The organism is Sediminicola sp. YIK13, assembly GCF_001430825.1.
GTDB lineage: Bacteria > Bacteroidota > Bacteroidia > Flavobacteriales > Flavobacteriaceae > Sediminicola.
In genome coordinates this window covers 1,889,400-1,910,947 of sequence record NZ_CP010535.1, presented here as the reverse complement: position 1 = coordinate 1,910,947, position 21,548 = coordinate 1,889,400, and the positions used below count along the sequence as shown (strand labels likewise).

Annotated in this window: 22 protein-coding genes and 1 pseudogene; 3 read left to right on the top strand and 20 right to left on the bottom strand. The window is 40.1% G+C overall.

The genetic code is table 11. From position 1 onward, the window contains the following. Positions 1-6: 6 nt before the first annotated feature. The 14 genes from SB49_RS08500 to SB49_RS08435 all read right to left on the bottom strand — a co-directional run bounded on the left by SB49_RS08500 (position 7) and on the right by SB49_RS08435 (position 12,065). Positions 7-2,184 carry an amino acid permease gene (locus SB49_RS08500; protein WP_062055658.1) on the bottom strand — a complete coding sequence of 726 codons (2,178 nt, stop codon included), beginning with the start codon at positions 2,182-2,184 and terminating at the stop codon, positions 7-9. A 277-nt stretch (positions 2,185-2,461) separates the two neighbouring features. Next, positions 2,462-2,920, bottom strand: a complete 459-nt coding sequence (locus tag SB49_RS08495; protein ID WP_062059034.1) for an FKBP-type peptidyl-prolyl cis-trans isomerase — start codon at positions 2,918-2,920, stop codon at positions 2,462-2,464. 71 nt (positions 2,921-2,991) lie between these two features. Next, complete coding sequence (locus SB49_RS08490) at positions 2,992-3,534, bottom strand: DUF4287 domain-containing protein (protein WP_062055656.1); 543 nt, start codon at positions 3,532-3,534, stop codon at positions 2,992-2,994. Positions 3,535-3,564: 30 nt separating this feature from the next. Beyond that, complete coding sequence (locus SB49_RS08485) at positions 3,565-4,410, bottom strand: hypothetical protein (protein WP_062055654.1); 846 nt, start codon at positions 4,408-4,410, stop codon at positions 3,565-3,567. Positions 4,411-4,441: 31 nt separating this feature from the next. Then, positions 4,442-5,329: a hypothetical protein gene (locus tag SB49_RS16115; RefSeq protein WP_200960629.1), complete on the bottom strand. Its 888-nt coding sequence runs from the start codon at positions 5,327-5,329 to the stop codon at positions 4,442-4,444. 96 nt (positions 5,330-5,425) lie between these two features. Further along, positions 5,426-5,692: a zinc ribbon domain-containing protein gene (locus SB49_RS08475; protein ID WP_062055652.1), complete on the bottom strand. Its 267-nt coding sequence runs from the start codon at positions 5,690-5,692 to the stop codon at positions 5,426-5,428. 86 nt (positions 5,693-5,778) lie between these two features. Beyond that, entirely contained in the window at positions 5,779-7,605 is a 1,827-nt protein-coding gene (locus SB49_RS08470) for a DUF885 domain-containing protein (protein WP_062055651.1), read from the bottom strand. Between the two features lie 101 nt (positions 7,606-7,706). Next, positions 7,707-8,264 carry a VanZ family protein gene (locus SB49_RS08465; protein WP_062059031.1) on the bottom strand — a complete coding sequence of 186 codons (558 nt, stop codon included), beginning with the start codon at positions 8,262-8,264 and terminating at the stop codon, positions 7,707-7,709. A 46-nt stretch (positions 8,265-8,310) separates the two neighbouring features. Then, positions 8,311-8,577 (bottom strand): hypothetical protein, encoded by a 267-nt coding sequence (locus SB49_RS16075; RefSeq protein WP_162254206.1) that lies wholly within the window; start codon positions 8,575-8,577, stop codon positions 8,311-8,313. Positions 8,578-8,737: 160 nt separating this feature from the next. Continuing rightward, positions 8,738-9,295, bottom strand: coding sequence for a YdeI/OmpD-associated family protein (locus SB49_RS08455; RefSeq protein WP_062055647.1), 558 nt, complete (start codon positions 9,293-9,295; stop codon positions 8,738-8,740). A gap of 30 nt (positions 9,296-9,325) precedes the next feature. Then, a complete protein-coding gene (locus tag SB49_RS08450) occupies positions 9,326-9,775 on the bottom strand; it encodes an SRPBCC family protein (RefSeq protein ID WP_062055645.1) in 450 nt (149 codons plus the stop codon). A 116-nt stretch (positions 9,776-9,891) separates the two neighbouring features. After that, a complete protein-coding gene (locus SB49_RS08445) occupies positions 9,892-10,359 on the bottom strand; it encodes a YybH family protein (protein WP_062055643.1) in 468 nt (155 codons plus the stop codon). Positions 10,360-10,659: 300 nt separating this feature from the next. Then, positions 10,660-11,367 carry a CPBP family intramembrane glutamic endopeptidase gene (locus SB49_RS08440; RefSeq protein WP_062055640.1) on the bottom strand — a complete coding sequence of 236 codons (708 nt, stop codon included), beginning with the start codon at positions 11,365-11,367 and terminating at the stop codon, positions 10,660-10,662. A 272-nt stretch (positions 11,368-11,639) separates the two neighbouring features. Beyond that, positions 11,640-12,065, bottom strand: coding sequence for a response regulator (locus SB49_RS08435; protein ID WP_062055639.1), 426 nt, complete (start codon positions 12,063-12,065; stop codon positions 11,640-11,642). 274 nt (positions 12,066-12,339) lie between these two features. Between SB49_RS08435 and SB49_RS08430 the strand changes: the two genes are divergently transcribed. Together SB49_RS08430 and SB49_RS08425 are read left to right on the top strand one after the other, a co-directional pair. Then, complete coding sequence (locus tag SB49_RS08430) at positions 12,340-12,888, top strand: hypothetical protein (protein ID WP_062055637.1); 549 nt, start codon at positions 12,340-12,342, stop codon at positions 12,886-12,888. Between the two features lie 223 nt (positions 12,889-13,111). Next, positions 13,112-13,696 (top strand): porin family protein, encoded by a 585-nt coding sequence (locus SB49_RS08425; RefSeq protein ID WP_062055635.1) that lies wholly within the window; start codon positions 13,112-13,114, stop codon positions 13,694-13,696. Between the two features lie 174 nt (positions 13,697-13,870). On the opposite strand, the gene SB49_RS08420 is transcribed toward SB49_RS08425, so the two are convergent. Beyond that, positions 13,871-15,742 (bottom strand): PLP-dependent transferase, encoded by a 1,872-nt coding sequence (locus tag SB49_RS08420; RefSeq protein ID WP_062059028.1) that lies wholly within the window; start codon positions 15,740-15,742, stop codon positions 13,871-13,873. Positions 15,743-16,299: 557 nt separating this feature from the next. Between SB49_RS08420 and ypfJ the strand changes: the two genes are divergently transcribed. Beyond that, positions 16,300-17,199 carry a KPN_02809 family neutral zinc metallopeptidase gene (gene ypfJ, locus SB49_RS08415; RefSeq protein WP_062055633.1) on the top strand — a complete coding sequence of 300 codons (900 nt, stop codon included), beginning with the start codon at positions 16,300-16,302 and terminating at the stop codon, positions 17,197-17,199. 129 nt (positions 17,200-17,328) lie between these two features. On the opposite strand, the gene SB49_RS08410 is transcribed toward ypfJ, so the two are convergent. The 5 genes and pseudogenes from SB49_RS08410 to SB49_RS16195 form a co-directional block, all read right to left on the bottom strand. Continuing rightward, positions 17,329-18,171: an aldo/keto reductase gene (locus SB49_RS08410; protein WP_062059026.1), complete on the bottom strand. Its 843-nt coding sequence runs from the start codon at positions 18,169-18,171 to the stop codon at positions 17,329-17,331. Positions 18,172-18,217: 46 nt separating this feature from the next. Next, positions 18,218-19,354, bottom strand: coding sequence for a DUF6920 family protein (locus SB49_RS08405; protein ID WP_062055631.1), 1,137 nt, complete (start codon positions 19,352-19,354; stop codon positions 18,218-18,220). A 207-nt stretch (positions 19,355-19,561) separates the two neighbouring features. After that, positions 19,562-20,131, bottom strand: coding sequence for a hypothetical protein (locus SB49_RS08400; RefSeq protein WP_062055629.1), 570 nt, complete (start codon positions 20,129-20,131; stop codon positions 19,562-19,564). A gap of 347 nt (positions 20,132-20,478) precedes the next feature. Beyond that, a complete protein-coding gene (locus SB49_RS08395; protein WP_062055627.1) occupies positions 20,479-21,045 on the bottom strand; it encodes an REP-associated tyrosine transposase in 567 nt (188 codons plus the stop codon). Positions 21,046-21,212: 167 nt separating this feature from the next. Continuing rightward, positions 21,213-21,320 (bottom strand): annotated as a pseudogene (locus tag SB49_RS16195) (transposase); the annotation flags it as partial. Positions 21,321-21,548: the final 228 nt, after the last annotated feature.

Below are 21,548 nucleotides of genomic sequence, written 5' to 3'. Positions count from 1 at the left end.
CACTTTTTAGACCAGAACATTTTCAAATTCTGAATCTGCACAAAAGATGGCAGAGATGCGGGATTCGTTGACCATCTTCACCATGGTTTCAATAGTCATTCCATTTTCAATACTGAAGATGTTTACATCTGTATTGCGTTCCATTTTAACATTTTCCAATAGATCACCTTGTTTGATAGAGATATTGGTATGCTTCGGAAAACGTACCATGGTCCTCAAATCCTCTATATCGGTGGGTGTGATGTTCATCTTGGGATTGTTGTTCAGAATGTTCACTTCAATGGACCCTTTCCAGTTTCTGCGGATAAGGAGGGCAATTAAGGTAGAGAGGTTATTGTTCCTTACGCTAAAAGTTTCCTTCCAATCAACGGGGATGTTTGTCATCCATAGATTGATGCTCTTTTCAATGGCCAAACTGGCAGTGGAAAAAGGGATATAGATAATGGTCCCAAAACTGTTTTTTTTGGCGTCCAATAGGAGTCGGTCATAATAGGAGAAATTGGTCCCGAGGGAATCTACGCTGACAAACACGATATTTGGTTTAAAAAAGGCTGCATTCAGGGATTGCATGCTCACATTAATGGTGGTATTGAAATCCGTATTGTCTATTACGGTAAAGGAGGCTGATAATTCATTTTCCTTGAATTTCTGGATGGCATTTCTAAGAAAGCTCTCAATGTTACGTTGTTCTGTTTCATTTTCGTTCCTCAGGGCCAATATTTTTATGGAACCCTTTGGATATATGATGGAATGGATGAGTTTATAAGAGCTCCTTAGTTCTTTGCTTGTGGTCATGGGTATCAGTAGATCAGGGCGCCATGATCTAACCTCTCGTTGCGGTCTTAGGGCATTGGTCTTTTTTGTGGCCCATTCTGCCAGAGCGGTAAAGAGACCACTTCTGGAATCCCCGGCGGCAGACTTAATGTTCATCCGTACCAAGTACATGTAAAAGATCAGAATAAAGATCAGTGAAAAGAGAGCTACCAAAACATTGAGGATAAACATAATGGCTATGGAGCCAAAGGCTCCGATGGCAGGGATGATCAAGGGTATTTTTAAGGTGGGCCTATAGCTGGGCAGGCCCAGGGTCTGTTCTACCAGGGCCACAACGTTCACCATGGCATAAGTGATCATAAAGAACATGGTGAGCAAAGGGGCAATGGTATTCAGGTTCCGCAGGGAAATCCCGAACAAGACAATAAAGGCGGTCACCAGCATGGCCGTCACAGGTTCCCCTTTTTTCGAAAGCTTGGACAATTTTTGACTTTTGGGCAAGATGTTCTTTTCGCCTAGGGCCAACAATATGCGGGGGGCACCTACAAAAGATCCAAGGGCAGAGGAAAGGGTAGCTCCTAGAAGACCGGCAAGGACTATGGGTCCAAAAAGGGCCTTGTCTATAAAAACGTTGTAGTTTTTGGCCAATTCTTCCGGAGTGGCGATCATGGCCGCCACAAATATCAAACTGATATAGATAACCGTAGTGAGGATCACGGAGGATATGGTCCCTAAGGGAATGCTCTTGCGCGGATTGGTAAGGTCCCCGGACATATTTGCCCCCGCCATAACCCCAGTTACTGCAGGGAAAAATACGGCGAAGACGATCCAAAAGGAAGCTCCCCCAAAATCATTTTCTATGGAACCCGGATAGGTTCCGAACCACTCATAATCATAGTTCAGCTCGTTGACGAACAGAGAACCATAAATGGAGATCAGGGAGAGGACGATGATCCCCAGAATAACATACTGTATTTTAAAGGCAAAACTGGTACTGATAAAGGCGATAGCCATGACCAGTGCAAAGATAAGGAGGTCCAAGATGATGGGGTTAACCCCTGGAACAAGGGTCTGCAGTCCTTCCCGAAAACCAAAAATGTACATGGCTACTGCTATGGACTGGGCAAAATAGAATGGGATACCTATGGCACCGCCAATTTCCAGTCCCAAAGATTGTGAGATAAGGCTAAAGGCCCCACCGCTCCCAATACGCACATTGGTGGTGATGGAGGAGAGGCTCAGGGCCGTGGTCAGGGTGATGGCAACTGCCAGTAATACGATGGCCACTGCACCCAATACTCCCGCATTGCCCACTACCCAGGGCTGACGGATATACATGATTACCCCAAGAATGGTAAGGGTCGTGGGAGTAAATACACCAGCTAAAGTTCCAAATGTCTTTTTGGTCATTATCGGTTATTTATAAAAATACATACTGCCTGCAGATCTGGGCTTTCAGAATACCGGATATAATTGGTTATTCAGATCCCATGATTGGTTCCGGACCATAATAAAGGGGGGAAGAAAGTTGGATATACATACGTACATCCTTCAACTTAAGAAGTCCGATAGGTTACTTCTCTTAAAGTTAAGTAAATTTTTTAACGTGGAGGACATAGCCATTTAAGATAATGACTATTAAAAAGGTCCGCCATATACAACGGAACCTTAGAAAAAATTACTGGTTTTAATTGACCGAGATTAGGGTTACATCAAAGATAAGCACCGAGCCTCCAGGTATGCCACTATAGTTGTTGTTCCCATATCCCAAATGTGCTGGAACCAGTAGGATTCCATTACCACCTTCCTTAAAATATGGGATGCCCTCTGTCCATCCTTTTATTACTTGGTTTAACCCAAAGGAAATACCATTTGCATCACTTTTATCAAATACATTATCGTTGAGATAATAACCCGTGTATGCCACGGTAACGTTGGAAGTTGATGTAGGTTGCGCCCCCGCTCCTTCTTCGTTGATCACATAATACAACCCTGAATTGCTTTTCTGGGCCTCCAAGCTGTTTTCGGCGATATAGGCTGCAATTTCCTGATCGTTTTTGGCAACGTAATCAACGTCTTCTGATTTTTTATCCGATTCACAAGAAATTAAAATAGTAAAGACCAAAACCAACAAGGAATACTTCATAGGGACTGCTTTTTTGAAGGTACAAATATAGCAAAATACCGGTACCATTTTCTAAGAGCTAGTGCCCTAAATTATGTTGCCTTTTCATAAGCCTCTTTTAGCCAATTTTTAAGTTGTTGGTCCACCTGATCTACAGAAGTAATTTGAACCCTGTGGGTGCACATAGTGCCAAAAGGGCCTGAGTTCCCCAAACGGGCAGTTTCTTCCTTGCCCATCAGTTTTAATCCCAGATCCACTCTGGTTTTGGTGGCTGGTTTTATCAATGCAAATTGCTTTTTTCTGATAAGGCTAACGGCTCCTTTTTTGGGTGTTATTACTACATCAGGGCCAAATTGATCAACGGTGGCAATCAGCATGTTGTAAATAGGAAGTAGCTGTTCCTTGCCCTGGTATTGAATGGCCACTAAATCCTCCGGAGCATCAATATTGTCCTTGGATAGATGTACAATGGTATTGGCAAAACCATGTGTCACCCCATGTTCCTTTTTTAAAAAATTCATGGCTTCGGAGTGTTTGTTAAAGGCTTTGGCCTTTAGGATTTTTTTCCATTCCTGAAGGGATTTGCCCGTTTTTTCAGGCATATTGTTAATCATGGTCTTAAGTGCTTGGTCCATAGTTATAATTTTAGGTGATACCGTCTTTCCTTATTTAAGCTTTATCACCACCGCATTGGGGGTGAGTAAGTTGCCCGATCCATTAGCTATTATATCTTTAATAAAGATACCGTTGCGGTCGAATAGTTTTACGGAATGGGTATTTCCATTCCCCACAAGAATATTGCCTTCTGGGGTATAGGCGATGCCCTCAGAATTTTTCAATCCCACCATAAAATCCCCTATAAAAGTCCCTTGGGCATCAAAGCGTTTTATAGAGGTTCCATTATAGTCAGATACCAATAGATACCCTTCGGCATCAAACCAAATGTTGGTGGGACCCATTAAATTGGAATCTATATAAATGCCTAAATCATTACCTTCAGTATCGTATTTCCGAACAGTTTTCTCTTTATAGGAAGACACGTAAAGATTCCCTTGAGCGTCCCAATCGAGCCCTATACTTTGAGGTACACCTACTTTGGTGAATGCTCCCAAATTGTTGCCTTTGAGATCAAACCTGAGGACCGTACCGTTCCCTGACCATTGCAACACGTACAGCAATCCGTCTGGACCAATTTTTGTGCGGGTGGGACCGGAAATATCCTTTGCAAAATCTGAAATATAAGTACCCGCGTTGGCATCGTGTTTTGTGATGGTACCGCTACCCAAATTGGAGATCAGCACCGTTTGGCTATCCTCCAAAAAGAGTATATCCTGAGGCCAGTTTAGATGGCTGTCTATAAATACAGTAGGATTTTTGCCTTGCTGATCGAATTTTAGGATCTGCCAGGGCGGTTTGTCAAAATTCCCAGCATCGCTGACATAGATCTCATAGGATTGGCAACATACAAAGGTTGTCCATAGGAACATACAATAAACAGACCATATTTTCATCGTTGTCTTACGTTTTGATCAGTTACAAATTTTACTGTTTTGACCCTAGCGATCCATCCATCTTTTTGGCGGTCAGGGTGAAGTCTGGTTCGTGAATGGTAAGGCCGGTAATTTTATTGTTTTCTTTGTTGAATGTAATTTTCACCGTCGGCATGGCATTATAAATGAATTCGTCCGCTCCAGTTCTGTAGAGCATTCCTCCAAAATTGCCAAGTTTGCCAAAAGATAGGTTGTCTCTCATATTTAATTTAATGCTAAACCCATCTTCAGGACCATCTCCATATTTGTATTCCCCAAGGTATCTTTCTTTTTCCAAGGCACTAAGCACCAAATTCTCTGCTTGAATATCTGCATTGCCCAAGCTTTCCAAATAGTCGATCAGGGCCTGATTGCCATTTTTTTGCTTTTGGTTCAGCCCATCAAACCGCAGTCCATTTTTTGCATGCTGCAAAAGACTGATTCCGTGGGGTCCGGCAATAGTTTGTACCCCGGGTTGGGCCTCTATCATTGATTTTACGGCAGGCAATGCCCCTAACATGGCATAGGTAAAGATGTCTGGGCGGGCGCCGTTTTCCATTAAAAATTGGGCGATGTCCCTCCGGCCCACATGGGAGGCGGCACCTAAGGCCGTTTCCCAATCTCCAAAACCCCAATCCCACGTTGCCCGTGATAATTCAGGACGTGCAGATACCATTGTTTTGATCTTCTCTAAATTAGAGTGGGAGGCGCCAACGACTTGGGCAACAATATCATCATCTATGGATGGGTATTTGTAAAAAACCCCATCTTTTAAAATGGGCTGATTATCCGGCGAGATTATATTTTTTGCGAAGACCACACTAGGTATGGAAACCGCCAATAATCCAAAAACAGAACTTTTAAGTGCGAATCTTCGTGAAATTGAATTTTGATTTTTCATAGACTACTATTCTGTTTTTAGGATACGCTAACTTAAAATCTTTCCCAATGAGTATTGGGGTCAACTGTGGTAAAAACTCATATAAAGGATATACTTCTATTTGTTGTTCTTCCACCGTTCCAATCTAGGAAGTCCCGCAGCAAAGAGTCGTGCTACCATCCCGGGAAATCCCATTTCCTTCATTTTCCCGACACAGAACTTTTTCATATCGTCCACGCTAAAGTGGGGCTGGGTAAATGCACCATCCTGATAACAATAACTGCAATACATTAAACTACGGGAGCCATCCGCGTTGGAACCGCCTTTTTTAGGGTCTTTACGAATAGGCATGCCACAACTCTGACAATTCTTGTATGTTTTCATCACTCTGACGTTTTAGAAAATCACCTTAAGTTACGGGATTTTACGCTCATTAGCAATGTCTTGGCTCTGTAGGCGTCAAAATGGAATTAGCTTTTCTTACCCCCATTTTTGATCCACGCCTCAATTTTTTCCTCCAAGAGCACCAAGGGGAGGCTACCCGAATTTAGTACCTGGTTGTGGAATTCCTGAATGCTAAAAGCTTCTCCCAAGGCAGATTCTGCCCTGGTCCTCAATTCCCTGATTTTCAACTGGCCTATCTTGTAGGACAAGGCCTGACCCGGAGTGGCCATATAGCGTTCTATCTCGGAAATTACTGCTACTTCAGATTCGGCTTCGTTTTCCAATGAATATTGTATCGCCTGTTCCCTGGTCCACCCTTTGCCATGGATACCGGTATCTACCACCAAACGAATAGCCCTGTGCATTTCCATGCTCAGCATCCCAAAGTATTGGATAGGATCTTCATAAAGCCCCAATTCTTTTCCCAAGGATTCAGCATAGAGGGCCCAGCCTTCTACAAAAACGCCCATACTTTCTGGGTGAAGGAATTCGGGCAGGTTGGTGTTCTCTTGTTGTAATGATAATTGGTAGTGGTGTCCTGGTATGGCCTCATGTAAAAAGAGGGCTTCATCGGCATATTTGTTATAGGAGGTCACATCTGGAATGGGTACATAAAAGATACCTGCCCTGGACCCATCTTTGGTTCCGGGAACGTATTCCGCACTTGCCGATGCTTCGCGGAAGGCTTCTGTTCGCCTTACTTCAAAATCGGCTCTCGGACTAATATCAAAAACGTCCTTTAGTTTGAGGCCCATCCTATCTTTAATACTATTGAAATTATCAATCACCTGACTTGCCTCCGTAAAAGGCATCTGATCTTTTCTGGTTCTAATATGTTCAAAAAAGGATTTGATGTCCCCTTTGAATCCAATCTTGGTTTTTGCCTTTTCCATTTCTATAAGGATGCGGGTAACCTCACTTTTTCCCAGTTCGTGAATCTCGTCTACCGTCATATTGGTGGTGGTATGGTATTTTATGAGATAGTTATAAGTTTCAGGCCCATTGGGCAAGGCCCCCAAACCAGAGGATTCCCTGCACGAAGGGAGGTATTGCTGAATAAGGAATTGTTGCAGGTCTTTGTATTTGGGCTTTAGTTTATCCGTAATCATTTTGCTGTATGCTATTGATAGTCGCTCACGGTCTTCTTGGGAGAAATCTTTGGGCATTGCGGTAATAGGGGTGAAAAATAAATGGTCCTCCACTGGATCGGTAATGAAGGCGTTCAATTGGGGAACCATCTTTTCTGTTAGCACTTTTGGTAGAACAACGGCCCTGGACATCCCAACTTTCATTTTAACTATACAGGTATCCAAAAATACGAGGTAGTCATCTACCCTTTTCAGCCAGTTTTCATAATCTTTTACGGTATGAAAAGGCTGTACGCTCTTTCCGGTGGCAAGTTGAGCCACATATAACTGTAGGGAGGAGATCTGTGCCAGCGGCATCAATTCAAAACTGGGCATATCGTATATAGGGGAGGCAATGGTGACCAAGTTATTGTTGAGTCCCTCTAATTTTATATTACAGTCCCACTGTAATACTTTCAAGCTCATCCATTGGGCAGGGGAGACCATAGTGGAATCATACTCCTTGGAGGCTTCCAAAAATTGTCCGTAGTTGGTTTTTAGCTCCTTTTGGTATGGATCGGAAATATAATTGGCAATATGGTCATTGTATTTGGATTCCCCACCTTTGCTAGCTTCTATAGGGTTGATGCGCTGCTTGAAGTGGTAATATTCTTGGAACAGACTGTCCAGGGAGGCTGAATCATCGCGTGCAGGGGCTGGCTTTTGTTCTTTGCATCCTATGAACACTGTTAAAAGGATGATAAGGATTGAGGAGATTAGTTTCATAGGTTGTATTGGCTAATATGGTTTGATGCTTAAATATATTGATTTTGGCGCTAAGAAGAAACGGACCTTTAATTTTTATTGGAAGCGGCAAAACCATCTCCTCATTTGGACTTATTGATCTTTTTTCGGGCCCAACTCAGTGCCTTACTGGAACCCATGGCCATTACGGCCGCCATGGAGTTGAAAATGATATCCTGGATATCAAAGACTCTGTGGGGTAGAAAGAATTGTATGCCTTCATCAATAGCCCCAAAAAGGATGGTCAGGCCTATGGCCAGGATGGTGGGAAAACCAATTTTTCCCCCTTGTTTCTTGCGTTCCAAAAGGGCTTCGTGGATAAAGACAGCGAGGACACTGTACTCCATCAGGTGGCTCCGCTCCACTAGAACGGTGATACGCAATAGAACCATTAGGTAAACAGCCCCAATACCTATCCAGACTATAATTTCGGTTCTTCCCATTTTCACTCTTAAACCGTGCAAGACCACGGTAAGGGCTACCAAGAACATAACGGCTAAAAAACCTGCCACAGTAATTCCGCTTTCACGCATTTTGTCCATCAGGGGCTTGCTTATCAGAAGGGTGGCATAAATTCCAATAAGCACCACCAAGGACCATGTCCAAAGTCGTTTTTCCCGAGAAGATCTGAAGAATGCCATGATATTAAGGTAGTATTTCTTTTTTAATTGCTGGTAACCCTCCCTTTTACACTCTAGGGTTCCAACGATCAAATAAGGTGGCCATGGCCCATCCATACAAGAGAAACAGGTCGCCAAAGATCAAATAGATGATAAGCAATAGCTTTGGGAACCCAGCTGCGGCTCCCTTTCCTTCCATTGGCAAGATGATGATTCTTCCAAAAACCAATGCACCGTACAGTAGGCCTGAATATTCTCGTTTTTGGAAACCTAGCTTTTCGATCAAGCCAAAGACGGCACCGGAAAGAAGACCAATAAGTAATCCTAAAGCCACCACTTACAAGGACCCACTCCAGCTAACGTTTCCCGGAAGGCATCCGAGCATACCTATGAGCCTCATGGCCAATCTCCCTCCAATGCCTAAAATGATGGTTCCCGAAACGAGACCGGCACAAGCACCCATGAGCAACCGTTTAAAAAAAGTGCATTAGTACTTATTTGAGGCGTTTTAGATTGGCACTTTCAATGATGGCATTTTCCAAACGGGCAAGCCTTGTTTTCTCTTGTTTGGCGGACATGATCCTATGGATGATTTTAGATCGATATGAAGGGGCCTGGGCTATGAAAAATTTCCAGGCCCCTTTGTTGGCCTTAAACTTATTTTCATATGCCTTAGCGAGAAGTTCCGGTTCCTTTTCGTAGGAATATATTCGAGATTTACTTTCTCGCCGTAACTCAAAACTTGCCAGTCCTTTTTGGGTCATTCGGCCACTTTTTATTAGATGGTCCATCTTACTAATATTCACCGCACTCCAAATGCTGTTGCTTTTTCTGGGGGTAAATCGAATAAAGTACCGCTCATCGTCTATAGAGGTCCTAACTCCATCGATCCAACCGTAACAAAGTGCCACATCCACGGATTCTGACCAGGTCATACTGGGTTTATTGCTTTTTACCTTGTAATACCCTACCAACACTTCCTTGTCCATTTCGTGATGGGCCTCTAGCCAGCTTTTAAATTCAGAATGGGTCGCAAAAAAATTCAGATTCATTACAGGGGATTTAAAGGTTGTTTGTTTAAGCTAAGGCAAACTGGTTTCAAGGTACTTTTTAAGGTTTTGTTTGATGAAATAATCCCACCCATTTTCGGCGCTTTCCCTAGAAAATTCAGGGATATCGTCTGGGAATGTTTCCAATCCCACGTTGGTAAGACGGAGGCTGCTCTTGTTCCCGTCGTCGAATAGTTCAAAGGTCACCAAACCTTCCCCCTCATATTCTGAGTAGCTCCAATGGTATGTGATTTTTTTAAGGTGCACTACCTTTATAATAGACCACTGATGGGTAAAAGTGCGTTCGTCCAAATGCACTGGAAAACTGGTTTGAAATCCGACTTCTGGCTCAAAGGCGGGGATGTTATCAAAAAACCAGCCTTTCATATGATCCAAATTGGTAATGGCAACCCAAAGTACCGATACGGGCACATTGTATTCTTGTTCTACGATAATAGGGATTTCACGGGCTTGTTTAATCATGATATGTTTAGGTCCTGATTTTGCTTTTTAAAGATATTTAAAGGTAAGGTTTTCCAATGTAGGGGATTGAAGCTCACCGTTAAATTTTGTTTTACTTTGGGAGAAGTTCTGTAGTCTCAGGCTTTAATATCGTTCCAGATATCTAAATAAATTTTCCATTCTCCATCAACTTTTTTCCAAACAATCACGTATTTTCCTTTCCAAGTGATTGTATTCCCATTTGCCCGTAGCGTCTCACCTTCATAAATGCCATAGTCATAGGCATACTCGTTGATCACCTTGATTTCTATGGGGGTCACTTGGTGCTTTAAAATTTCCACACCTTGTGGGAGTGTCCATCTTTTTTCAATAGCATCTCTTCCCTCTATGATTTGTGCATTATTTGGGAATATTTTTCCATCTAATGAATAACATGCTGCCAACATTTGGTAATCGGCATTCATGTAGTATTGGGAGAAATTTTCAATGTTCTTCAAAATGGCATCAATGTCTTTCTGTTCCCCAGAATAGTTTTGGGCAACTAAATTAAAGGAAGATAAAAGGATGAGCGCCATGAGGAGGATGTCGTGCTTTAAGTGCTTCATGTTTTTTTTTCTTTACAAACCATTACAAAAACATATGATTATGCTGGTACATTAATTTTAAAGGTAAGGATTTGTTAGAACTACTGATTAGAAGTATATCGGTCACGACTAATTTAATTGTGGTATTGAAAAATAGGCAGCAGAGTCCATTCCTGAAAGTTTTAACAGAGAGGATATAAAAAGTTTTCCAGTTATTTTGGGGAAGGTATTCTTACGCTCGCGCAAACAGGTAATCTAGTAGAATTTGTGGAAAATATAAATCCTCAGATTCATATCAATATCCTAAGTACATATTGAAGCTCATATTACCCGCTCTACCATGGATATGCTATTCAATATGCAATGGGCAATAATTAAGGGCCATAAATTTCTTCCAAATTTCACGTAAGCTATTCCCATAATTAAGCCGATAAGTCCAACCGTAATTGATCTTTCTGAAAAATCATTGGAGTGTCTGAATCCAAAAATGAGAGCTTGTACTACTACAGCTATGACCGTGGCGAGGGAAGTCATTGAGAATAGCTTTTCAATCCAATTCATTAAAAAACCTCTATCCAGTAATTCTTCTAGCATAGATTCTAGCCAAATGAAGGGCATGATCAAAAGAAACTGACCCCAATTTCCTTTTAGGTCTCCAAACTTGGAGACAGCACTTTCAACAGAAGTATCGGGTGAAATTGGGAAGGGGATATTGTCTTTAAAAATCTCAAAGAGTATTATTGAGAGCATTATAGAGACGAAAATACCTAAAGATATAGCAACTGTTTTCCATAGATTTCTAGGGGTCTTGAGTCCTAAATCTTTCCATGTAACACCCCTTGCCTTCATTCTCCAACTGGCAATAATTAAAGTTGAAAGTGACCAAAAAAGTCCATTCGCGATAAAACCAATTTTTGGGATGTAAATTTCTCTAATCAAAAACATGACCGATACATAAATTATGATGTCGATGAGAAATCCTTTGTAATTCGATGAAATAGGGACAGCAGGCTCAGTATCTAAATTCATGAGGGTAGTTTGGTCAGGTGGTTTTTGTTAGTCAACAATTTTTCCAAAATGTTACAATTCCCAATATTAGAAGTGGTTTTAAATACACATCCTCGTTTGTAGAAATTACCTTTCCCTCATAAAAATTATTAACTATTACGGTACACTAATTCTTCTAAGGTTAATAAATGATTACGGATTCTAGCGTACCCCTTAGTACAAATATTCGCTCCTTGGAACTGGAGGAGTATTGAACGTAGTTTTAGGAATACATTATCTGTTGTAGTATTCAATTACTCAACAAAGTTTGGAGATTCGCACTTTTGCCAATATTCAACTATGGTCTTCATAGTACTTTTTAAACCTTCAAAACTAGAAGGTTTGACAAAAAAACCCTGAATAGATTTCGAATAAGCTTCAATTACAGCTTCTTGTGCAGCACTTGTTGTAAAAAATAAGTAAGGTATAGTTTTTAAACGTAGACTCTCGTTTTCATGAATTTGCTTTCTTAACTCGAGGCCATTGAGTTTTGGCATATTGATGTCAGAAATAACGATGAAGGGCTCTATGGAATTGCCGATCAAATAATCAAGCGCTTCTTGTCCGTCATTAAAAAAAATAATTTCATTTTTATAATTAAGTTCTTTAAATACTTCACTAAAAAACTCTTGGTCATCAGCGTCATCTTCAATTATAATTATTGCTCCATTCTTATTCATTATAGTTTATAATATTTAAGGTGTTATTGATAAAAATGCTCCTTTTTCGGAATGTAGTGTAATAAAAGGGTTATTTAGAGCCTTCGCAAAGATTTATTCCAGGTATCGAAGCCTTCAGCCAATCTAAGCAACTGCAATCCCCTGGTTTTGAGAAAAATATATGTGAATTATACAACTCTTTGTGAAAAATATGTAACAGAATAGCTGGTTTATATGTTCAACTTTGTTTAGTGGTATCTATAAAACAACCTTTATAATTTTAAAAATTAAACAAATGAAAAATTTATTATTTATTGCAGTGCTCATATTATCGGGAACTCTAATTGCACAAGAGAAACCTACGGAAGTTAAAAAGGAGACAGAGGTTAAAACTGTCAAAATGAACAATGGAGACAAGGTTTCCAAGAAAAGTGTCAAAGTAGTGACCAAAGAAACAGCTAACATTGAGTTAGATGATAATGACAAGAACAAAATTGATCAAAGTCGCGTTAAGGCGACTACCAAAGTAGAAAAAGAGGTTTTCGTTGATAATGATGACAGTACGGGCTATAATATGTTGACGACAGAAACTTATTTTGTTTCTAATGGCGGTACGTATGCTTTCTCTCCCAATGAAAAGGGTTTTGGTATGAATTATAACCCAGAAGATGATGCATCTGTAGAAATTGGAAAATCTTGGGCATCAAGTAACCATGGGTATTATATTGTAGAAGGGGAAGAACATTTCGGGATTGGACATTTCAATGTCAAAGGGGATTTCGTTGTAGAATATTACAACAAAGACACTCACCAGGTTGAGGTGAAGGTGTACCAGAAAAACTAGATCAATCTAGTCTCAAAGTTAAAAAGTCCTGATCTTCCCAGGACTTTTTCTTTATAGGAAATCCTATAGTTTCAAGAACATGTTGTTCGGACGTTTAAGAGGTATTTCAAGTTTATTCATTTGAGTTAAAAATTTATTGTTAAGGCTAATATCAAAATGGACCTAATTGTACATTCGCCGTCTAATAATTATCAATCTAAATATCAATTTAAACTTTTGACCTATGAAAAAATATTTTACAATTTTAGTAGTATTAGTGGCAATCAGCAATTCTGTTTTAGCACAAGAAGTAAATATTGGAATTAAAGGGGGATTAAACTCCTACACAATTGGCGGCGATGATACCGAGGATATTGACAGTAAATTGGGATACAATATTGGACTTTTGGGGCATATCCACTTATCCGAAAGATTTGGTCTACAGCCAGAAATTGTGTATTCTACACAAGGAGCAAAAGCCAGCGAAGGTAACGGGGACGTGAAAATATCTTTGGATTATATCAATGTGCCGGTTCTTTTCCAGTACATGTACGATAATGGATTCAGAATCCAAGCCGGACCACAAGTTGGTTTTTTAACCAGTGCTAAAGCCAAGGCCGATGGCATTACCGTAGATCTGGATGATTCTTTCAAGACCATTGATTTTGGACTAAGTATAGGAGCCAGTTACGTGCACCCTCCATCAGGTTTCGGAGTAGACGCTCGTTATAACCTGGGACTTAGCAATATCAATGAGGATAGTTCTTCAAAAAACTACAACAGAGGTTTTCAAATTGGAGTCTTTTATTTGTTCAAACATAAATCCTAAGCAATACCCATACTCGAAATTTAAGTGTACCATTTGCTATACTTTAGTAATGTCGCCTACAGAAAGTGGGCGACATTTTTTTATCTCTTAAATGAATATGTTCATTTGATTTTCATGATACCTCTGAACCGTTTGGCAGCTATAAAACTAACAGCTCATAATTGATTTATGAGCTCAAATATTTTCAACAAAATCTAAAAATACCTTTTTATGGCGTTCTACATCCATATCGGGAGATAGTGACACACGGGCAATGTAATCCTTGTCGCCTTCCTTGGTAGTTCCCTGGGTTGATGTAGCGGGGATCGTCCAGTAACATCCATGTAACTGCCCATAACTCACACAATATTTGCTTTCATGTGGAATTTCAGTGATCATTAAATTGATCAACTTCAAATTCAATGCCCTCTTATAAGCTTCCCTTTCTTCATCGGTAGTTCCTTTGGTGGGAAGATCCAATGAAAACACAGAAGGAGTAAAGCCTTGTTGTGCCAATTCTTCTGAAACAAAATTGATTTTCGCCTCTGGTAGTGTTTCCTTGATGTAGGTGACAAATTCTCGGGTATTCTTATAGGCATCCTCAATCCGCTGATTCATGGATGGCAGTTGTTTTGACAGAATTTCGATTTGATGCTCTGTGGCCTCGTTATCACAAAGTCTCAGATGCATGTCTATCTTGCCCATCAAGGCTTCCGCTTTTTTATTTACCACACCATAGCCAGCTGTGCATTTTCCGCCGCTGGGAAATTTGGAGCCACTGGCATACGAAATTGCTCTCACTGTGGAGAGTATTTCGCCTTCCCCTAAAAAGTGCACATTGGGACAGAAGGTTTGATCTAAAATAAAAACGGGATCTATAGCTACTGCACCCTTAGCTGTTTTACGGGCCGCACTTAAAACGGATTTTAATTCTTTAAGATCGGGAACTTCAACTCTAGGGTTTGTTGGAATTTCAGCTATGATATAAGGGATGGCATCTTCGTTTGCAATTTTATCTAAAATGGTGTCAAGGCTTTGAACCATATCGTTGTCACCATCCACAGGTAAATCTACTACTTCCGCATTGTCAATGCAAGCGGCAACCCGTCTTGCCTGGTCATTTGTGCCACCATAGCAATTAGGAGGAACAATGAATTTAATGGCCTTTCCTTTATGGTTTTCGAGGGCACGGTGTATGAGCCCCATCATTATCGCATACTGCATGGATAATCCACTGGAAGCTATCATGGGTGTTGCGGTGGTCCCTGTGATCTCCTTGATGGAGTCTAGTACCCTTTTTTTGTTTGATTTCTCCTGTTGGATTTCGGGAATATTTTTCTGGGTTACAAAAGATGATTTATCTATGAGCGACTCTAAGGCCGTAAGACAGTTGGTGGGGGTCATTGCAATGGTCTCCCGTCTTCTCACATGTTGAATTTCAGAGATATAATCCTCATTCTGTACTCCGTTGGCTATCAAAACACTCCCCAAGTTCGCATACATGGTAATAAAAAAGTCGATCTCTTTAGCCTTCGGTAGGGTAAGATCAACAGTAGAAAAATCCTCTTGTTGAGAAATGAAAATGGTACTATCGTTGAATTTGGAAGTTTCTGATAGGCTGTCCACCTTTGTTAAATCAAATTTATATCCATAAACGCCCTGCAGGATCTCAGCATCAAAAAAATCGGGCAGTGCTCCTTTATAAAGAATTTGGGTGTTCTTTTTTTCTAGCAAATTCTTTCTTAAAACAGCTAGAATCGGGGCCGTCTTTGAGGAAAAACTGATGACACTTTCAAGGTTACGGGCATTTAGTTTTGCAATGGCCCATTCCAAGATACAGGATAGGGGATGGCCTAACCTAATATAGTCGTATGCGGTAGGTAATTCATTGAGGGCTGAGGTATCAGCATTATTGCTGTTATATAAGTTTTGGAACTGATCTAAGAACTGGGTTTTAGCCAGTTTTTCATTATAAATATCCAATCGATGTGTGGTAAGACCCACCCAGCCCTGTGGCATATTATTTAATACCTCTTTAATATAATCCAACATTTTATGCTCTTCCATTAGGGTCACTTTAAGACAGGCCGCCAATTTACAATTATTAGATGTATTTGAAGAATGTTTCAAGAGGTTTTGTTGCTTTGTGATAACCGTTGTCGCAAGCAGTTCTATCGTAAAAAAATTATTTATATTCGCTAATAAATGCTTGGTGAAAGCCAAAATGAAGGCCTTGTTTCTAATACTTAAATTCACAACTAATCAGGGATAATTAAATTACAGAAACCTACTAAAGCTCTTAACCACTTATCTTATTATTTATGGGATTAGTTATATTATCATTTGAGCAACTATCACATTATTAATTTTGTATTTTTAATACGCTTCAAAACAAAATATTAGGATACTTTCGAATCGTAAGATATACGTTTGGATTTTGAGTGAAGTGTACATTTGATTTTATAAAGGAATACTCGTTCACCTTGGAGAAGTAGCAGGTTCATCTTTAGACACAGGAGTTAGAGCACTAATTGGCAACTGGCGATTTATTAGGTTATAGAAAGTTTAGCCAATGGATAAAATGTCTTACAATTTTATAATAATTAACAGCAAAAATATTAAGTATGAAATGGAGAGGTAGGCGTCAAAGTTCAAATGTGCAAGATAAAAGAGGTCAGTCCGGTTCCAGTAGGGGCATAGGTGGATTTAATCCTACGTTATTGGGTCCATTGATTAAGCTTCTTTTTTCTAAAACCGGTTTAATTATAGTCGGGGTGTTATTGGTATTTTCCTTTATTACGGGTAATAATCCCTTAAATTTTCTAGGAAATCTCTTTCTCGGGGGTGATACGCAGGCAGTGTCTACAGAATCCTACCAAGGCACTGAAGAGGAAAATATGCAGGCCGAATTCAGCGCCACTATTTTAGCCAGCACTGAAGATGTGTGGAATAAAATTTTAGAGGGTTACAAAGAGCCGACCTTGGTGTTATTTACTGGTTACGTCTCATCTGCCTGCGGTTCTGCATCAAGTGCTACGGGTCCTTTCTATTGTCCTGGGGATCAAAAGTTATATCTGGATCTTAGTTTTTTTCAGGATATGGAACGTCAAATGAATGCTCCGGGTGATTTTGCACAGGCCTATGTCATAGCCCACGAGGTTGGGCATCATGTCCAAAAATTAATGGGTACAATGGATAAGGTGAATCGCTTGAGGGGGCAATTAAGCGAAACTGAATTTAATAAGATTTCGGTGCGATTGGAATTACAGGCCGACTTCTATGCCGGGGTATGGGCAAATCATTCGCAACGTATGACACAAATGATGGAGAGTGGTGATTTAGAAGAGGCACTTAACGCTGCCAATGCTATTGGTGATGATCGGTTACAGCGTCAATCGACCGGAAAGGTGGTCCCCGATTCATTTACCCACGGTACCTCAGAACAACGGATTAGATGGTTTAAGAAGGGGTTTGATACCGGGGATATTTCACAAGGAGATACATTTAGTGCAAAATCCCTTTGATATAGAGGTAACCCTATTGCTGCAAAAAACTTGCAGGGAGGTAAACGTTATTGGGTATGAAGAAAAAGTGGGACATAAATGTTCTCCATGAAAGCCTGCTAACAGTTTTTTTGGTCGAAAGATAAAATGTTAAAAATCAATGGTGTCTGGATGTAACCCAGAACTTCCAAAATTGTCCAATTGATTGATGGCTTTCATATTGGATGCTGAAATTTCAAAATCAAAAACATCAAAGTTTTCCTTTATGCGATGAGGGGTGGTAGATTTTGGCAACGGGAGCACCTTGTTTTGCAGTGCCCAACGAATACACACCTGAGCCACGGATTTATTATATTTAAAAGCAATTTCTTTCAACATTTTATGCTCCAATACCTTACCTCTTCCAAGGGGGCTCCACCCTTCTACCAGGATGTTATTTTCGTTGCAGTAGTTCACACAAGCATCTTGCATACATCCCGGATGATATTCTATCTGATTGACCGAAGGTTTAATATTTGCATTGTCCAGTAAAGCCTCAAGATGATGTTCCATAAAATTGCTGAGGCCAAGGGCCCGGATCTTTCCTTCGGTGTAAAGTTTTTCCATGGCTTTCCAAGTATCTGCATTAATCTCTCGCCAATTGTTGAATTGATGGGCAGAGGCAGGCCAATGGATAAGATAAAGATCAAGATAGTCTAACTGCAAATCTTTTAGTGTCTTTTCAAAAGCCTTCAAGGTGGTTTCATACCCACGTTCAGTGTTCCATACTTTGCTTGTTACAAAAAGCTCTTTTCGTTCAAGACCACATTCTTTTATACTAACACCAATACTTTTTTCATTCCCATAAATGGCAGCAGCATCTATATGTCTATAACCCGTTTGTACTGCAATTTTTATGGAATTTATTGCAGTTTCCCCCTCGGGTGTTTGCCAGGTCCCAAAACCTATGGATGGGATTTTGACATTATTGTTCAGTTTAAAATATTTTTCCATAATCGTTTTTAATTTTTGGGCCACTAGTTCTTGTTCTTTTATGACACTATTTTGAAACTTGAGATAGAAGCGCATTATCGGCCACTGGCATTTCCTTCACGTTGTATTGTATGTTCGTTATTTTTAATTTTAGCCAAGTCCATTCACCATCCTTCAATTTCCAACTTGCTTTGCACTCGACAGGAATTTTGATCCCATTCCGTTCCTCAGTTTTTGTTGCAGTTACAGTCCATTCAGTAGGTTTGATTGCTTTAGAATCTTCATAACGCATTGCCACAAATTTTTCAAAATTTCCGATTTTGTCAAAATAGAATACCCCTGAACCTGTAGTTCCTTTATATTCCATTGTTGCTCTAGCTGAATGTTCGTCTATAGCTTCCCATTTTATATAAGGACTCAGAGACATGGTAGGGAACCATACGATTTCCGCCAAATAACGCTGTAAAGTTGCTTGGTTTACCTTGTTATCATTTTTTGCATTTGCAACTGGAATAAGTGACAAAAGCTTAATGATCATTTCACCTTTACCGTTTTCAAACTTATCTCGGCCAACAATACTTAATAATGGGTTCATTTCAGTATTAATGTTCCAATTAAACGCTGGCGGTTGCGTAGTAAAATATTGCTGGGCCGCACCACAGTTCCAATTTGTTTGGTCTGGTTTCATTTTTAGTTGTAGTTCTTGAACTAAAAATACGTTAGTAATCAATTCCTTGCCGATTATTCCACTATGGATTAGCCATTTCTGAGTAATTGGTGGTAAATCTATAATGGACTCTTCTAAAACCTTTTTATGGATTGACACATGTGAATTTTCAAATAGTGATCTTCTTTCTTCTTTGATTTTATTCTTAAAGTTGAAACTAGAATACCCAATAATTGTCGCCATAAGAATAATGACATTCACTATAGTGCCAAATTTTGAATCAGACCAGGAGTTAAAAATTAAAACCTGAGAAATAGTTAAAGCCAAATAACTGCTTAAGAACCAATAATCTGAATGAGCAAGAATTAAAAATACGGTAAAAGCAAAAAGTAAAAATGTCAAGAACCAGAATATTCCATAAGGTTTCGAAATTGGTTGAGAAATTGCATTAAATTCAGATATGCCGAATGCTTTGAAAAATCCGAATAAATGAATAATTCCATGTACTCCAATTAATATGGCAATAGCTATTCGCATAGATTTTTTCTACTTTTGCTAGCGTTTACACCACGTGGATTTCTGATATAGTGCCACTATAAAAATTCACAACTTACACGTTCGAAATCTTCGTCAAGCGGGTGGGTTGAAATCCATATTCATTTACAGCCCAACACTTTTTTTATTCCTATAAATTGCGGCAGCATTTATAGGTTTATTACCAGTTTATACAGCCACCTACTTCTGTCATTCTTTCCAACCCCAAGGCGCTGCAGGCGTTTCAATAGGATTGGTGGTATCAAAACTCACCGTAAAAACTCTTTCAGTACCAAGTCGTCTCAGATTATACGTAAACGACTTATCATCAACAGTAATCCACCAAACATTTGTGGATGCATTTGGAATCATATCACACGTTTCTTGATCGGCAGGAAAGAACTGTATAGCGGATAATCCCGTGTTGGTTGAGGAGCCGCCGTATTGGGTCACTTTATCCGGAGTTCCATCTTCATGTCGATGGTCGTGTTTTAGGGTTATTATATTGTCTTGTGAAGTTAAAACCCAGGTACGTGATCTATCTTCTCCGACAAAGAAGGGAATTCGGATACGGTTTTCTTCACAGCTTTTTACATGCATTATTAATTTTTTGCCCATAAAAGGATCGTCGGCCGAAGCTCCCGCGGTTATTTCCCCTTCAAAAGATTGCCCGCAATACGATTTTAATGTGTTCCAAAATTGGTCCGACCCAGATTCTGATTGACAAAAACTGAATTGAAAGGCAAGAAATAGCATACTTAGAAATACTTTTTTCATCATTTTTTAAAGAAGTAAATAAAGGTTTAGTTGTCACCGTACTTTTATAGAACAGCATACAAGGTAAAGATAAGTTGAAAGAGTTCCATGCACCACTTTAAAAATTCTCAGATCATCTGCTAGCACGAGCGTCTCGTTCCTGCCCTATGACTTGCTTTCAGTTCTTTGTATGCTAGCGCGAGCGTCTCGCTCGTGCCCTCTGTGATCCTCTGCTAGCGCGAGCGTCTCCTCTGCTAGCGCGAGCGTCTCGCTCGTGCTCTAAGACTTGCTTTGATTTTTTTGTATGCTAGCGCGAGCGTCTCGCTCGTGCACTCAGCCCTATTTTTCAATTCTTTGTCTCTTATGAGGTTTCATAGAAATCCCAAGTCTATACCGTCATTGTCAATTTTCAATATGGTATGGTCATCAACAAAATTTCTGGCACTGCTATATTTCCATTCTACAGGGTCCGTAACAAAGCCTTGTTCTACCGGATTATAGTGGATGTAATCTATTTTCTGTTTTATTACATTATCGCTCCACAGTTCTATAGGTTTATTGTGCTGCTGCCAAAACTGTCTTTTTGATACATTACTTTTCTTTTTACCTGCCCTTTCCATCATCCACAATAGCCATTCCTTTCTACTCTCTTGAGGATTTTCTTCAATTTCGTTTATCAACTTTTTCGCGGTAAAGCCCTTAAAATCCCTTAACAGACCAGATGGATTCCCTTGGTTTGATCTAAAGATTAAATGTACATGACTGGGCATAAAACAATATGCGAAGACCTCCATGCCTTTTTCTTTTCGGCAATGTTCTATGGCCCGTTCCAATATCGAAAAATAAGGTTGCCTTGTAAATACATCTATCCAATACACGGTTGCAAAGCTTACAAAGTAGGCTGCGGTCGGGTTATGGAATTTGTATTTTCTGCTCATCTTGATTTATAAATCATTTCGTTTCTTACTGTTCTGGGCACGAACGTGACGCTCGCGCTAGCGGGGTGGTATGATATTTGAAATTTTTGTTCAGCTTGTTTGTTGATCATTTCGTTTCTTAAAGTTGAGGGCACGAGCTTGACGCTTGCGCTAGCGGAGGCCCGTTCCAATATTGAAAAATAAGGTTGCCGTGTAAATACATCTATCCAATACACGGTTGCAAAACTTACAAAGTAGGCTGCGGTTGGGTTATGGAATTTGTATTTTCTGCTCAATTTGTTTATTGAATATTTTGTTTACTAACTGTTCCGGGCACGAGCGTGACGCTCGCGCTAGCGGGGGATTATTGGGTATTTTGATTCTTAACTGTTACGGGCACGAGCGTGACGCTCGCGCTAGCGGAGGCTAGAGGGGGTTTCAGAATATCCTTGGGACTGTTTTTATGAAAATGAATATGGTAAACACTAATAGCAATGTTATCAAGCCATTGATCACAAAGGCAA